Origin of the sequence: Streptomyces luteolus, from assembly GCF_029968015.1 — a bacterium.
Taxonomy (GTDB): domain Bacteria; phylum Actinomycetota; class Actinomycetes; order Streptomycetales; family Streptomycetaceae; genus Streptomyces; species Streptomyces luteolus.
The window spans coordinates 40,137-54,832 of the sequence record NZ_JASCIS010000019.1 but is presented as its reverse complement, the minus strand read 5'-3'; the positions used below and the strand labels follow the sequence as shown (position 1 = coordinate 54,832).

Annotated in this window: 11 protein-coding genes; 8 read left to right on the top strand and 3 right to left on the bottom strand. The window is 69.2% G+C overall.

Translation table 11 applies throughout. The features are described from left to right. Positions 1–191 precede the first annotated feature (191 nt). Positions 192–467 carry a DUF397 domain-containing protein gene (locus QIT00_RS19805; RefSeq protein WP_282536648.1) on the top strand — a complete coding sequence of 92 codons (276 nt, stop codon included), beginning with the start codon at positions 192–194 and terminating at the stop codon, positions 465–467. 124 nt (positions 468–591) lie between these two features. Here the strand turns inward: QIT00_RS19805 and QIT00_RS19800 are convergent, their stop codons facing one another. From QIT00_RS19800 to eccE, 3 genes are all read right to left on the bottom strand, one after another. Continuing rightward, the gene (locus tag QIT00_RS19800) at positions 592–3,789 is read right to left on the bottom strand and encodes an SCO5717 family growth-regulating ATPase (protein ID WP_282536647.1); all 3,198 of its coding nucleotides are present in this window, start codon (positions 3,787–3,789) and stop codon (positions 592–594) included. A 730-nt stretch (positions 3,790–4,519) separates the two neighbouring features. Then, entirely contained in the window at positions 4,520–5,365 is an 846-nt protein-coding gene (locus tag QIT00_RS19795; RefSeq protein WP_282536646.1) for a hypothetical protein, read from the bottom strand. Then, the gene (gene eccE / locus QIT00_RS19790) at positions 5,365–6,699 is read right to left on the bottom strand and encodes a type VII secretion protein EccE (protein ID WP_282536645.1); all 1,335 of its coding nucleotides are present in this window, start codon (positions 6,697–6,699) and stop codon (positions 5,365–5,367) included. Before eccE ends, QIT00_RS19795 begins: the two co-directional genes overlap by 1 nt. A gap of 381 nt (positions 6,700–7,080) precedes the next feature. Here eccE and eccB point away from each other — a divergent pair, with 381 nt between their 5' ends. The 7 genes from eccB (at position 7,081) to QIT00_RS19755 (ending at position 14,614) form a co-directional block, all read left to right on the top strand. Continuing rightward, positions 7,081–8,640: a type VII secretion protein EccB gene (gene eccB / locus QIT00_RS19785; RefSeq protein ID WP_282536644.1), complete on the top strand. Its 1,560-nt coding sequence runs from the start codon at positions 7,081–7,083 to the stop codon at positions 8,638–8,640. Positions 8,641–8,892: 252 nt separating this feature from the next. Next, positions 8,893–9,204: a WXG100 family type VII secretion target gene (locus tag QIT00_RS19780; protein ID WP_282536643.1), complete on the top strand. Its 312-nt coding sequence runs from the start codon at positions 8,893–8,895 to the stop codon at positions 9,202–9,204. A 113-nt stretch (positions 9,205–9,317) separates the two neighbouring features. After that, positions 9,318–9,602, top strand: a complete 285-nt coding sequence (locus QIT00_RS19775; RefSeq protein WP_282536642.1) for a WXG100 family type VII secretion target — start codon at positions 9,318–9,320, stop codon at positions 9,600–9,602. A 390-nt stretch (positions 9,603–9,992) separates the two neighbouring features. Further along, the gene (gene mycP / locus QIT00_RS19770) at positions 9,993–11,183 is read left to right on the top strand and encodes a type VII secretion-associated serine protease mycosin (RefSeq protein ID WP_282536641.1); all 1,191 of its coding nucleotides are present in this window, start codon (positions 9,993–9,995) and stop codon (positions 11,181–11,183) included. Between the two features lie 111 nt (positions 11,184–11,294). Next, positions 11,295–11,633, top strand: coding sequence for a hypothetical protein (locus QIT00_RS19765; RefSeq protein ID WP_282536640.1), 339 nt, complete (start codon positions 11,295–11,297; stop codon positions 11,631–11,633). A 42-nt stretch (positions 11,634–11,675) separates the two neighbouring features. Beyond that, the gene (locus QIT00_RS19760; RefSeq protein WP_282536639.1) at positions 11,676–13,199 is read left to right on the top strand and encodes a WXG100 family type VII secretion target; all 1,524 of its coding nucleotides are present in this window, start codon (positions 11,676–11,678) and stop codon (positions 13,197–13,199) included. A 206-nt stretch (positions 13,200–13,405) separates the two neighbouring features. Beyond that, positions 13,406–14,614, top strand: a complete 1,209-nt coding sequence (locus QIT00_RS19755) for a S8 family serine peptidase (protein ID WP_282536638.1) — start codon at positions 13,406–13,408, stop codon at positions 14,612–14,614. Positions 14,615–14,696 lie beyond the last annotated feature (82 nt).

Below are 14,696 nucleotides of genomic sequence, written 5' to 3'. Positions count from 1 at the left end.
GTCTATCAGCGGTGGTCTAAACATGTCAACGGCGGATGAACCCTACGTGGCCTGCGGGAACGTGCCTGTTATGCCGCCGAGTTGGGCCCGTGACCGACATTGGTACAGCCCTCTGGAGACAGCCGCCGAAAGGCCATCACCGACGGTAGAGTCCCCCTACCGGGTCAGGCCAGCGGAACGGAGAGATCCTGATGTCGACGGAGCAGCGGCAGGAGCAAGCAGAGGCGGAGCTCAAGGCGCGCAAAGAGGCGGAGAAGGACGCGTTGTACGCCCTGGACATCAGCGGCGTCGAATGGCACAGCGCCCCTGGCGGGCCGGACGACGAGAAGGTCGAGATCGCCTATCTCGACGGCGGCGCGGTCGCCATGCGCAACTCCAAGGAGCCCGACACGGTGCTGCGTTACACCGAGGCGGAATGGCGCGCCTTCGTACTCGGCGCGCGCGACGGCGAGTTCGACCTGAAGTAGCGCGCGGCGGCTTTCCGGTCTCGTTTCCGGGGTGTAGGCGGGTACGCGGGTACGCGGGTACGCGGGTACGCGAAAGGGGTTGGCGTCATCCGGACGCCAACCCCTTTCGTTCGTACGGGTGTTGCTACTGGGTCCAGCCCGGGGGCACCGCGCCGCCCTGCTGCTGGCCCTGCTGCGGCTGCTGCCCCTGCTGCGGCTGCTGGGTCCAGCCCTGGCCCTGCGGGGGCTGCTGGCCCTGCTGCTGCCAGCCCTGGCCCTGCTGCGGGGCGCCCTGCTGGGGATAGCCCTGCTGCGGGGCCTGCTGCTGCGGGTAGCCCTGCTGCGGCTGCTGCATCTGCTGCTGACCGCCGAAGCCCTGGCTCTGCGCGGCCCGCGCGAGGTCCTCGGCCACCAGGGACGAGAGGTTGAAGTACGCCTCACGGGTCTTCGGACGCATCATGCCGAGGTCGACCTCGGCACCGGCCGCGAGGTGCTCGTCGAACGGCACCACCTGGACGGCGCGGCAGCGCGTCTCGAAGTGCGCGACGATGTCCTCCACCTTGATCATCTTGCCGGTCTCACGGACACCCGAGATCACCGTGATGGAGCGCTGCACCAGGTCGGCGAAGCCGTGCGCCGACAGCCAGTCCAGCGTGGTCGAGGCCGAGCTCGCACCGTCCACCGACGGGGTCGAGATGATGATCAACTGGTCGGCCAGGTCGAGCACTCCGCGCATCGCGCTGTAGAGCAGACCCGTACCCGAGTCGGTCAGGATGATCGGGTACTGGCGGCCGAGGACGTCGAGCGCCGAGCGGTAGTCCTGGTCGTTGAACGTGGTCGAGACGGCCGGGTCCACGTCGTTGGCGATGATCTCCAGACCGGAGGGCGCCTGCGAGGTGAAGCGGCGGATGTCCATGTAGCTGTTCAGCTGCGGGATCGCCTGCACCAGGTCACGGATGGTCGCACCCGTCTCGCGCCGCACACGGCGGCCGAGGGTGCCCGCGTCCGGGTTGGCGTCGATCGCGAGGATCTTGTCCTGCCGCTCCGACGCGAGCGTCGCGCCGAGCGCCATCGTCGTCGTGGTCTTGCCGACGCCGCCCTTGAGAGAGATGACCGCGATCCGGTAGCAGGACATCACCGGCGTACGGATCAGCTCCAACTTCCGCTGCCGCTCCGCCTCTTCCTTCTTCGCGCCCAGCTTGAACCGGGACGGGCCCGCGTTGTTCTTGCGCTGCTTGGGCTGACTGCGGAGCAGCCGGTCCGAGGACAGCTCCACCGCCGCGTTGTAACCCAGCGGGGTACCCGGCGCCGCCTGCTGCTGCGGCTGCTGCGCACCCGGCCCGGCCTGCCCGGCCTGACCGCCCTGCGACCAGCCCTGCGGGGCCTGCTGCTGCGGTTGCTGTGCCTGCGGGGCCTGCTGGGCCTGCGGCGTGGGCTGACCGGGCTGCTGGCCTTGCTGCGGCTGCTGCATCTGGTGGGCCTGCGGGTGCTGCGGCTGCTGCTGAGGCTGCTGGGCCTGCGGCTGCTGCCCGGCCTGCTGCGGGTAGCCGTAGCCGTACTGCTGCGGAACCTGCTGCTGCGGGTAGCCGTAACCGGGTTGCTGACCCTGCTGGGCCTGCTGGGCCGCCTGCTGGGCTTGGGCGGCCTGCTGCGCGGCGTAGGCCTGTTGGGCCTGGGCGGCTTGTTGTGCCTGCTGCGCCTGCTGTGCCTGTTGCGCTTGCTGTGCTTGCTGCGCTGCGTGCGCCTGGGCGGCTGCCTGGTCCTGCTGCGGCATCGGCTGGGCACCGGGGTGCTGCTGCTGCGGCAGCGGCTGCGCGGCCCCGAACCCGCCCTGCCCGGCGGCCTGTTGGCCCTGCTGCGGCTGCTGCCCGGCCTGCTGCGGATAGCCGTAACCGGGCTGCTGCGCCTGAGCCTGGGCCTGAGCTTGTGCCTGCTGTGCCTGCTGCGCCTGAGCGGCCTGTGCCGCCGCGGCGGCCGCGGCCGGGTCCTGCTGCTGCGGCTGCTGACCCGCCTGCTGCTGCGCGCCGGCCTGCTCGGGCTGGGCCGGCTGGTAGCCCTGCGGCAGCGGAGGCAACTGCTGCTGCGGGGCCTGGGGGGCCTGGGGGGCCTGGGGGGCCTGCGGCGCCTGCGGTACGTGGGGGGCCTGAGGGACCTGCGGAGCCTCGGCCGGCGCGGTGGCCTCGGGAGCCTCCGGTGCCTCCGGTGCCTGCGGGGCCTCAGCGGCACCGGACGTGTCGGCCGCGTCCTCGGCACCCTCGTCGCCGGAACCGCTCTCGGCCGAAGCCTCTTCGCTCTCCGCTTCGCCCGACGTCTCGGGCTCGTCGTCGTCCGAGCCGAACAGCGCGGCCGCCTCGGCGTCCGCGGCCGCGTGGTTGAGCGAGACGGGCTGCTCCGGCTCGGCCTCGGACGGCTCCGGCTCGGCGGGGGCCGGGGCAGCGGCCGGTGTCGTACCGCTGTCCTCGTCGTCCACGGGCCGCAGCACCGGGAAGCCGGGCGCGGCCGGGGCGCCCGCGGAAGGAGTGGACGGAGCCGCAGGGGCCACCGGAGCCGACGGGGCAGGGGTGGCGGGCGCCGGGGCCGGGGGAGCCGGGGAGGCGTCCACGGACGGCGCGGGCGAGGCGTCGACCGACGGCGAGTGCGCGGGCTCGTTCCCGGACTGCGGGTAGCCGTACCCGCCCGAGGTGTTCTGGGCGGCCTGCGGGTAGCCGTAACCACCCGAGGTGTCCTGGCCGGACGGCGGGGCGGCGGCCTGCTCGGGCGCGGCCTGCGGTGCGGCTGCCTGGGGTGCGGCTGCCTGAGGCGCGGCGGGGTTGGCCTGCTGCGGGTAGCCGTACCCGCCGGAAGTGTCGTGCGCGGGCTGAGCGGGCTGAGCGGGCTGCGCCTGCTGCGGATAGCCGTAACCGCCCGCGGCGTCCTGCTGCGGCGGCGGTGCCTGCTGCGGGTACCCGTATCCGCCGGAGGTGTCCTGCTGCGGCTGCTGGGGGTAACCGGACTGGGGTGCGCCACCCTGCGCGCCCTGCCCGTACTGCCCCTGCCCGTACTGCCCTTGCCCGTACTGACCCTGCGCGCCCTGGCCGTACTGCCCCTGCCCGTACTGCCCCTGCTGGGGCTGCTGGGGCTGCTCCTGGGCGGGAGGCTGCGGGGGACCCTGGGTTCCCGGCGGGCCGAGCGGCTGGCCGGTGGGAGGTGGCGGCGAGGCCGAGGCGGTATTGCCACCGCGCGATCCCTGGTCGTACCAAGCAGGAGGCTCGTAGACGATCTCGAACTCGCCCGTGAGGTCGAGTTCACGTTCTTCCCCGTCAGGGGACTGGCCGCCGTGGTAGTCGGACCGATCCCTGTTCACTGCTTGCCTCCTGGTCAGCCACTGCTGCTGAATGCGTCGTCGCGGTCGGGCGGATGGGGTGGCGCGTCCCACGCGTCTGCGACGCAACCGCATCACCAGAAGAGCCTAATCACTCACACCGCGGTACGGGAAAGCGCCCTTGTGTGCGCTCCGTCTCCGCCGCCGGTGCGCTAGGGCCTGTCCGGCGGATCTTCGCGGGCCCACGACTCCCCCAGCCTTCGGCCGGGAGGTGCCCCCAGGCACGCTCCCCCAGCCTTCGGCCGGGGGGACCCCCACCCGCCGCCCGCCCGAGTCACCCAAGTACGTCCAGTACGAGGGAGACCCGGGCGCACGCCGAGAGCACGCTCCCCCAAGCTCTCGACTCCTCCCCCAGCCTTCGGCCGGGAGGTGCCCCCAGAGCAGGGGGAACCCCCATGACGCCGCGGGCTGTTCCGCGAAGATCCGCCGGACAGGCCCTAGCCCGGCTTCCCCGGGGCCCCCGGGCTCTGTTCGACCCGGGGCCGAGTGTCGGACCCGGGTGCCCGGAATCACGGAACATCCAGGCGGGTTGGGGGATTCTCGGACCGTCCGGACGGACTCCGAGTATCCAAGGGCATCGGACCGGCCACGGAAAGACGCGATCCGGCCGGACGTCGAACGCCGGCCGGAGAGCCCTTTCGCGAGCCGATCGGCCCGGCGTGAGCCTCGCGACCGGACATCACAATCCGGTTGCGAGACTCCCGCCGAGCGGTCAGTCCATGCGGCGCGCGGCACCGAGCAGACCGTTCTCGGCGTCGGTCGGCTCGGTCATCACGTACTTGCGGTGCTTGCGGGTGCACCACAGCGCGACGTTGTCCGAGAGCGTCGGCAGCAGCTGCAGGTGGTCCGCCGGCACACCCAGGGTCTCGCGTACGACCTCGGTCTCCTGCGGCGAGATGCGCTGGATGCCGACCAGCTGGGCCTGCGACAGCCAGCGCGGCGCGTGCTCGCCGACGTACGGCAGCACGGTCACGACGGCCTGCCACGGAAGCGACGTCACACGGCCGCGCGGCGGGCGGACACCGCAGTCACGGATCAGCACGACCGGGCTGGAGACCGAGGGACCCTGCGCGGGCACCCGGCCCACGGGGTACACCGTCACGCACTGCTGGCCGCCGCCCGCCGCCTGCGCGAGCTGCGTCCAGACCTGCGGGCGGCCCGTCTCGACGGCCACGCGCGCGCCCGTCGCGGCGGAGCGCAGCGCGAGCACCTGGGCGAGCCACAGACCGCCGACCACGCACACGTCGAAGGGGGTCGGGCGGGCCAGGCCGAGCACGGCGGGCTGGTTCTCGGTGTCCGTGCCGATGATCACACCGTCGTCGCCGATGGGCATGCCGATCGCGGCGATCTCGTCGGACGTCACCACATGGCGGTTGCGGCGCGGGCCGCGCAGGCCGAACCCCGGGCTGAAGATGCGCCGTTGGGTCGGCTGCTGCGGTGCCTCCGGCTGCTGCAGCAGCGGGATCATGCCGGTGTCGGTCGGCGAGGCGACATGGGCGGGCCGGCGCTCGGGGTTCTGGCGCTGCCCCTGGTTCATGGTCGGCGTGGGGTAGGACATCAGGACGTACCTCCGAGCGGCAGGGTGGCGAGGGCGCCGGGGACCTGTTCGCGGTCGAGCCGCACGAGGCCGACCTTGGAGGCACCGGCGGCGCGCTCCAACTCGCGGCGGGCCTGGTCCAGTTCGTTCTCACCGCGGCCCGTGATGCGCACGTGGCCCGCGATCGCGATGCCGCGGTTGCCCGCCCGGCTCAGAGTGGTGCTGAAGGTGGTCGCGAGGACCGGCAGCGAGGTGAAGCGGGTGACCAGCTGCGGCAGGCCCACGCCGCCCTGACCGAGCTGCGGCCAGCGGGAGATCCAGTACGTGGTGTGCCAGCGGTCGTCCACGCGCCAGGTGCGGACCGCCTCGACCGTGCGCCGCTGGGTGGGCCGGCCGTCGTTGCTGTGCTGGGAGTTGGCGCGCGGGTTCAGGCAGCTGGAGGTGGCGAGCGCGTTCACCAGCTCGTTCTCGTCGAGGATCGTCGCCTCGAAACCGGCGCCGGCCAGGCGGCTGGCGAGCTGGTCGGCGGCGCGCAGCAGGGCGCGCTGGGCGCCGGGGACACCGCCGCCGCGGGCCTCGACGGCCTCGGGGCACAGCTCGGGGTCGAGCTTGAGCGCGATCCAGGTCAGCCGCAGCGCGGGCGAACCGGACTGCGCCTGCAGCGGGCCGTACGACCGCGCGGCGACCGACTGCTGCGGCAGGTGCGGGGCGGGCGCGGGCTGCGTGTGCTGCACGATCTGGGCGGAGGCCAGCTCGATGCCGTCCACCTCGAGCGCGTCCTGGATCAGCTGCAACGGCAGCTGGCGGCCCGCCATTTCGGGCCGCAGCGGCTCGTCACTGGGCTGCACGAAGAGCACGGCCGTCAGGAACGAACCGTCACCGATCATGCCGATCGACCGGTCGTCCCGGGACACGAAGCCGTACGTACGCAGAGCGGCGTCGCACTCGACGGCCGGTGCCAGCATCGGGTCGGTGCCCGGCGGGACGGGCGACTTGGCCTCGCGCTGGCGCTGCTTGAGGGCGCGCGCCGTCTCGTACCACTCGGGCAGCGGGCGGTGGTGGCGGCGCAGGATGGCGAGCAGGACGAGGAGCGCGGCGACGGCTCCGGCCGGGGCGAGCAGCCAGCGCTCGGTCACCCAGGCGGCCACCATGATCGCGGCGGCCAGCTCGACCAGGACCAGCTGCTGCAGGCGCAGCGGACCGAGCCCGCCGGGGCGCGGAAGCGTGCGGGGCGCGGCCGACGTGGAGGGTGCTGCTCCGGTGGGCGCCGGAGCGGGGTTGGGCCTGCCCCTGCCCCCGCCCCTCGGCTGCTGCTGTGCGCGGCGTCCGCGCCGAGTGCTCGTAGCGCTGGTCATCCCCCGGGACATCCCTTTCGCAATGTGGCATCGGTTCGCTCGGTGGCGCACGGCTGTGCTGGTCGACTGCTCGTCGATCGCTCGTCGCCGTCGCGGCCGCCGTGCGCTGCGGTGCCCTGTGTTCGTGTGGGAGGTCACGCTACCCGCTGATGAGGCCCCTGCGACACGGGGGCCGGGACAGGGAAGTGCGGCGGCTCTGTGAACTTCCGGTACAGAGCGGACCCGCACACCGAACCTGGTGGACCGGGGCCCCACGGCGCAGTGCATAGTAGGTGCCTGTTCTGCTCAACCGGCCCTCGTATGCGCGCTGATGCAGCCGGGGACCGGTCGGGGGCAACGACTGAGCATGGCAAAACGGGAGAAACGGGAGAGCTGGGACACATGGCAAAGCGTCGGGATGAGCTCGCCGCCTACACATTCGCGCGCAAGCGCACTGTCGCGGCTTTCCTGGCACCGGAGCCCGGGGGGTCGGAGGAAGGTGCACCGCGTCCGGTTCGCACCGTGATGCCCAGCCTGGCCGTCGGTGTCATCCTGGTCGTCGGCTTCATCGCGTGGGGCGTCATCAAGCCTGCGGCGCCGAAGGGTTGGGACAAGCCGGGCGAACACGTCATCGTGGACAGCGATTCGACGACCCGGTACGTCGTCCTCGAGGAGGGCGACCACAAGATCCTGCACCCGGTCCTCAACTACGCGTCCGCGAAGCTCCTCCTGGACAAGGGCAAGGGCTCGGTCATCGAGGTGCCCGCCAAGGAGATCGACAAGAGCGGCATCCGGCACGGCCCGACGATCGGGATTCCGTACGCGCCGGACCGCCTGCCCGCCAAGGAGGACGCCGAGAAGGCGAAGACCTGGGCGGTCTGCGAGCGGCCCGGCGCCGGCGCCTCTCCTGACCGCGCGGTGTTCGTCCTCGACAAGGAGGACGCCAAGGCGGTCCAGGGCAAGGGCAAGGTCGACTCCAGCGAGGTCCTGTACGTCGAGGAGCCGAAGTCGAAGCTCCGCTTCCTCGTGGACGGCAAGGGCAACGTGTTCCGCCTGGGCAGCAACGCCGTCAACGCGGACCCGACGCTGCGCAACACCCTGCTCGCCGCGACCATCGGCAGCAAGAACAAGCCCATGCCGGTGAGCCCGGAGTGGCTCAAGACCCTGGACGACAGCGGCACGATCTCCTTCCCGGAAATCCCGAGTGCGGGCTCTCCCGCCTCGGTCCAGGGCCTGCCGCAGGAGGCCGGCACCATCGGCCAGGTCCTCAAGGCCGAGGACGCGCAGGGTGAGAACTTCTACGTCGTTCTCGAGGACCGGGTCGCCTCGATCAGTGAGTTCGAGGCCTCGCTCATCACCAACTCGCCGACGGCGCAGGGCTCGATGGCCGACGCGGTGGCCGTGACGACCCCGGAGGTCAGCACCGCCAACGGGGGAGCGGCGCAGCCGCTCGGAGGCCACGAGGAATGGCCCCAGCAGCCGCCGAAGCAGGCCAACGAGGTGAACCCTGCCACCGGCGCGGCGAACAACACCTCCTGCAGCGTGTTCGACGGCACCTTCGACAAGGCCGCCAAGAAGCCCAACCTCGGCGCCTGGGCGGGCAAGGCGTACCCGAGGAAGGTCATCACCGACTCCCTCAACGCGTACGTCTCCTCCGGATCCGGCCTGCTCTTCCAGCAGATCAAGGGCACGGCCGCCGGTGGCGGCGGCACGTACCTGCTCACGGACACCGGTCTGCGCTACTCCCTGCCCGTCGGCAACGACGACGCCTCGGACAAGACCGGCGAGAAGGGCAACGGCGCCAAGGAGGGCGAGCAGCCCGACGAGACGGACAAGGCCCGCACGCGCCTCGGCTACGAGAAGGTGAAGGACGAGGTGTTCGTCCCGCAGAACTGGGCCGAATTCATCCCGAAGGGTCCGATGCTGGACACGGGCAGCGCGAAGCAGGCCCAGAGCCAGTGAGGTCCGACGGCTGCGGCCGACTGCGTGCGGAGGCCCAAATGACCTTCATCTGCCCGGAGTTGGCCGCTCTCAATCACAGCTCCGTCGCGTGACTGTGTGAAGTCTGTAACTGATCGCCGCTGTCGCTGGATGTGTCAGTGGCGGGCGATAGAGTGCTGACAGCGCTCATAGATGTTTAGGCAGAAGTGACGCCTCAAACCCGAGAAGCGGTACGGGCTTCTCGGTCCACAACGACATGGGGGAAGGTTCACCATGGCCGGCCAGTTTCGGGTAACAGAAGATCAGCTCGCCAAGCTCTCGGGTGACATTGACACGGCGAACGGCCAGATCCAGGGCGAGATCCGCCGCCTCAACGGCGTGATCGAGCAGATCGCGGGCGGCTGGCAGGGCCAGGCGGCCAAGTCGTACCACTCGCTGCAGGAGCGGTGGAACTCGGACGCGAAGCGGATGAGCGACATCCTGCAGGACATCAAGGAAGCCGTGGACTCCACGCGGAGCAACTACTCCGCCTCGGAAGAGCAGCAGAACTCCGAGATCAGCAAGATCATGTCGGACTTCGGCTGATCGTCGCTCGATCGGGCAATCACCGCGTGAACGACTCGGCGTATTCGGGACGTTCACTCCGGGACTGCTCACACCCCACCAAACTTCCGCAAACTCCCTGAAGGGGATCGACGATGTCCATTCTCGTCAATTACGCAACGATCACCAACGCTTCGACCGACGTGCGCACCACCGCAGGTCGCATCAAGCAGCAGCTCGACGACATCGAGGCCGCGGTCAAGAACGTCGCGCAGTCCTGGGAAGGTGAAGCCCAGGAGGGTTACCAGCGCAAGCAGCGCGAGTGGGACCAGACTGCTGCCTCGCTGCACCAGACGCTGATGAAGATCGCGTCGGCGCTCCAGAACTCGGCCGAGAACTACCAGGCCACCGAGCGTCAGAACGCCAACACCTGGACCTGATCCTCAGCCCCAAGCGGGCCTGAGTCGGTGTGATCCGAGGCGTTGAGGGAGGCCCGGTCGGCGCGATCCGCGCGGACTGGGCCGAACTCGCCTCGGCGCCCGGGCCCGGGCCCGTTCATCTGTGGGGAACCTGGTGTTTTCGTTGCTGAGTTGAACTCCGTGAGCGGGGCGATCGTCTCGCCCTTGTCACCGAGTCCAACTCAGCAGCACGGCACCGGAAGTGTCCGACAGTACAACCGCTCCACCTCACCACAGCGCCACGCCATAACCGCACCAGCTATCGCCAAGCCATCCCTGGGGGTCCTGAGCATGGGGGTCCTGACACCCCGTACGCGTACGAGTGGAACCCGCGCACTGCAGCGGGCTGTTGGCGTACTCACGGTCACAGGGTTGTGCTTCGCCGCCACCCCGGCCGCCGTCGCCGACTCCGGACCCGACGCTTCCGAATTCGACCTCAGCTCGAGCTCCGAATGTGAGTTCGGCGGCAAGAACATTCCGTCCACTCCCTGGTCCCTGCAGCGCATCCTCATGGAGCAGCTGCACGACAAGGCCACGGGCGACGACGTCACGGTCGCCGTGATCGACACCGGCGTGGACGACGACAACAAGCAGCTTGCCGGTCAGATGGCCTCCAAAGGCAAGGACTTCGTCGGCGGCAAGGACGGCACCGAGGACATCGAGGGCCACGGCACCCGGGTCGCGGGCATCATCGCGGCCAAGGAGGTGCCGGGCACCGGATTCATGGGTCTCGCTCCCAAGGCGAAGATCCTGCCCATCCGCTACACAGGTGCGCAGGACAAGCAGGGGAAGCCGAAGCAGGGCAACTCGGACACCATGGTCGCGGCGATCAAGTACGCCGTGGACCAGGGCGCGGACATCATCAACATCTCCTCCGACACGGAGGAGCGGAAAGACCCGCCGCGGCTGCGGGCGGCCATCAAGAACGCCGTCGACTCCGGTGCCCTCGTCATCGCCGCCTCCGGCAACGACGGCTGGGACGCCACGTCCAAGAAGACGTACCCGGCCTCGTACGACGGTGTCGTCGCGGTGGCGGCCTCCGACCGCAACGACGAGCGGGCCTCCTTCTCACAGGCCGGCGACTTCGTCGACATCGCCGCGCCCGGCGTGGGCATGGTCTCGACGGTCCCCGAGGGCGGCCAGTGCACGGCCGACGGAACCAGCTTCGCGGCTCCGTACGTCGCAGGTGTGGCCGCGCTGATGATGGACCGGTACCCCGACTGGAATGCGCAGCAGATCATCGCGCGCATGCAGGAGACCGCCGAACGACCCACGGCGGAGCCGAATCGCTACGTGGGCTGGGGAGTTGTCGACCCCCTGGCGGCCCTCTCGGACAGCACGGAGCCGGGCGAGACGCCGAAGCCCGAAGCGCCTCAGCAGGCCGGCGCTTCCCAGGTGACCCCCATGAAGGTCACCATGGGGGAGACCCCTGCGGAACGGGACCGGCGCATCTCGATCTATGTGCTGGGCGCGGGGTTGCTGCTGGTCTTCGTGGCGGGCGGTAGCGGGATCGCAGTGCGTGACTGGCGACGGAAGAAGGCTGGGGGGTTTGGATCTGATTAAGGCGAACCGGCCTGTTCAGGGCGAATCAGGGCCTTTGACTGAGTCAGGCCAAATGGATACGGAATCCGTTGGCACGAAGAACATTGGAAAACTGGGGAGAGGACACGGGGTATGAGCAACGGGATGCGGGTTGATCTGAGCGCCCTCGATGACGTCATCAGGAAGCTCAACGGGCTGCTCAGCAACATGGACTCGGCCAATGAGAAGGCCAAGTACGAGACGGATATTCCTAGCACTGCCTTCGGTAGCGACAAGTTCCTGGAGTCGAATCAGCTTCACAAGGCTCACGCCGATGAGAAGGCCCGGATTGAGAAGATCATCAAGGGTCTGCACGAGCTGATCGATGAATTCGGCAAGAGCGCCTCGAAGGTGAAGGACAAGTACACCGAGCAGGAGCACGCCGAGCAGGGTCGTTACAAGGATGGTGCTCCTCAGGGCGCGGCGAACTAATCGACTTCAAGAATCGGCCACTGACGGAGGGGATGTACGGAGATGGCCTACGGCTACGGCGCGCACATGACGCCTGAGCAGATCGAGGCTCAGCAGCAGGCGCGCGAAGAGCGCATTCAGGAGAAGCACGACGAGATTCTCGAGGAGCAGCCCGACGGTGGTATGGGCGGGCCGGACCGTTCCCAGATCGACTCGCCGTTCATGTCGATGAGCATTCCGGAACTGCGCTCCATGATTCTGGACGCGGACCCGGACCGCATCTACGAGGTCAGTCAGCACTGGAAGAAGGTTCACGAGATCCTCTCCGGTGGCGAGGCGGGTGCCGAGCCGGCCAAGGACAGCGTTGCGGGCATGCTGAAGAAGGCTGTCGAGGACGTCCTGGAGCACTGGCAGGGTGAGGCGGCGGCGTCCTTTGCCAGGAAGGCCGGGGAGATCCAGAACAAGGTCTCCAACGGTGCTCTCTGGGCGAAGCGCAACGCGGACACCATGGACGCTGTTCAGAAGGACCTCAGGACCTCACGCGAAAAGATGCGTGAGGTCGAGGAGCCGGGCTTCTGGGACCGCGCCTGGGACAAGATGTGGGACGACGAGCGCAGCGACGAGCAGCTCCTCGAAGACATCAAGAAGGGCGCCAACACCGAGGCTGCCGCCAAGGCCAACGCTGACTCCCTTTCTGCGGGTAAGGAAGCGCAGCTTCAGGGTGTCGCGATCATGGAGCAGCTGGCGGTCAACTACAAGGCTTATGCGAAGCCTGTCCACCCCAACCCGCCGGACGACAAAGATCCCTTCTCGCCCCCGGACACGGGTGGGTCGATGCCTCCGCCGATCGTGCCTTCCGGTCCTGGAGGTAGTGGACCTGGTGCAGCGGGCACGGCTCCGAAGCCGTGGAGCGCGGGCCCGCCGAAGGGGGTTGGTCCGGCTCCGTCCATTCCCGGCCCCAAGGGCATCACGGGCGGCTCTCAGCTTCCGGTAGGCACCAACACTGACAGCCTCTCGCCTGGGCTGACCGGTAAGACCTCGCTGCCTGGTGGTGGAGGACCCGGCCTGCCCACGGGCGGTGGCGGTGGTGGCGGTGCCGGTGGTGGCTTCGTTCCGCCCGCTGGTGGCCCGAGCCTGGCTGGTGGTGCTGGACGCACCGGTGGTCCTGCTGCTGGAGGCCGTGGAGGCATCGGTGCAGGTGGTGCTGCGGGAGCCAACCGCGGTGCTGCTGGCCGTGCGGGCATGGGCGGCATGGGTGGCGGCATGGGGGCCGGTGCCGGTGGCCGTGGTGCTGCCGGTGCAGGCGGCCGAGGCGCGCTGGCCAAGGCTCGTGGTGGCGTCGTCGGCGCGGCCCAGGGCATCACCGGCAAGGGCACCGGAGGCGGCGCAGGCCTGCATGGCAGCCGTGGTGGTGCTCAGCGTGCCGGTGGCATGGCTGGCGGCATGGCCGGTGGCATGGGCGGCCGTGGTGGCCGTCGTGGTGAGGACAACGAGCGCGGCGAGCGTCCCGACTACCTGGTCGAGGACGAAGAGACGTGGGTCTCGGAAGAGGACCGCAAGAGGAACGTGCCGAGGAACATCGAGTAGGCACTGAGCGAGCCAGCAGAGAACCAATCGCCGGTTCGCGTATGAAGACTGGCGAAACCAGTCGCAGTTGAGTGAGGAGCAAGGAATTGGGAGTCAAGCGAGTCTGGTCCACGGCGGGAGTCGCGGCACTGACAGGAGCCTTGCTCCTCACCTCAGCGCCAGTTGCCTCCGCCGATGAAGTTCGGGATAGCCAGTGGCCACTCTCCGTGTATGACGCCAAGAACGTATGGGAGGAGTCGCGCGGCAAGGGAGTAACGGTTGCTGTAGTTGACTCCGGTGTTGACGCATCGCACCCCGACCTGGTGGGGAATGTCCTGCCAGGCAAGGACTTCTCGCGACCGAGTATCGGTGCTCACAAGGACAAGTACGGTCACGGCACTGGCATGGCGAGCATCATCGCTGGCCATGGTCACGGGGCGGGCAACCGTTCGGGCGTTATGGGCATTGCGCCTGAGGCCAAGATTCTTCCGGTGAGGGCGTTCAAGGACGACAAGAAGGCAATGGATTGGACCTGGCCCGACGGTGTTCGCTATGCCGTGGACCAGGGCGCCGAGGTGATCAATCTTTCCTTCAAGGACCCCAATCAGTCAGCAGGGACTAAGGGGGCCAAGGCAATTGCCTATGCACTGGCCCATGACGTGGTAGTCGTGGCTGGTGTCGGGAATGACGGAGGAACAGTTTCCTCCACCGCTACGTTGCCAGGTGTCGTAGGTGTGACCGCTGTAGACGAGGATCTCAAGCCGTGGAGCGAGGCCAACTCGGGTGAGGGTGTTGTCCTGGCTGCACCTGGAGTGGACATCACAAGCGCCACACCTACCACCTCTTCTGGGTACCGGAAGGCGACTGGCACCTCAGATGCCACGGCCTACGTCTCTGGAATCGCCGCCCTCCTCCGCTCCAAGTTCCCCGACCTGACCGCCGGACAGATCATCAACCGCATGGTCAAGTCCGCGGACTACCTGGGGAACGCGCCGGACAAGGAGACCCTCGGCTACGGCATTGCCCGTCCGGGTACGGCCATGCGGATGGACATCCCCAAGGGCCCCAAGGAAGGCCCCCTCGCGCAGGCGCCGTCCGGGACCGAGTCCAAGGGGTCGCCGGCTGAGGGGAATGACTCCTCGTCGAACGAGTCCGCTGGGAAAAAGAAGAAGTCGTCCTCTTCCAGCGGGCTGCTGATCGGCGTCGGCATCGGTGTTGCCGTGCTGATCGTCGTCGGTGTCATCTTCGCCGTGCTCCGCAGCCGTGGTAATCGCGGAAACGGTGGCGGCCCCGGGAACGGTGGGCCCGGCGGTTCCGGTGGTGGGCCCAGTGGGTTCCCCGGGCAGCAGCAGTACCCGAACGCCGCGCCCGGGCAGTCCTATCCGGCAGCGCCCGGTCAGGCGCCGCAGCAGGGTGGGCCGTACGGGCCGCAGTAGTAGCGCGTAGGTCGTAGAAGTTCGCGACAGGGCTCGGGAGTTTCCCGGGCCCTGTCGCATGTTCAGCGGCGTTTGTCGGCTG

Bases quoted from the DNA above. Each gene is read 5' to 3' on its own strand.
- eccB (WP_282536644.1), top strand. From the start codon at position 7,081: ATGGCAAAGCGTCGGGATGAGCTCGCCGCCTACACATTCGCGCGCAAG.
- QIT00_RS19775 (WP_282536642.1), top strand. From the start codon at position 9,318: ATGTCCATTCTCGTCAATTACGCAACGATCACCAACGCTTCGACCGAC.
- QIT00_RS19760 (WP_282536639.1), top strand. From the start codon at position 11,676: ATGGCCTACGGCTACGGCGCGCACATGACGCCTGAGCAGATCGAGGCT.
- eccE (WP_282536645.1), bottom strand. From the start codon at position 6,699: ATGACCAGCGCTACGAGCACTCGGCGCGGACGCCGCGCACAGCAGCAG.
- QIT00_RS19765 (WP_282536640.1), top strand. From the start codon at position 11,295: ATGAGCAACGGGATGCGGGTTGATCTGAGCGCCCTCGATGACGTCATC.
- QIT00_RS19780 (WP_282536643.1), top strand. From the start codon at position 8,893: ATGGCCGGCCAGTTTCGGGTAACAGAAGATCAGCTCGCCAAGCTCTCG.
- QIT00_RS19805 (WP_282536648.1), top strand. From the start codon at position 192: ATGTCGACGGAGCAGCGGCAGGAGCAAGCAGAGGCGGAGCTCAAGGCG.
- QIT00_RS19795 (WP_282536646.1), bottom strand. From the start codon at position 5,365: ATGTCCTACCCCACGCCGACCATGAACCAGGGGCAGCGCCAGAACCCC.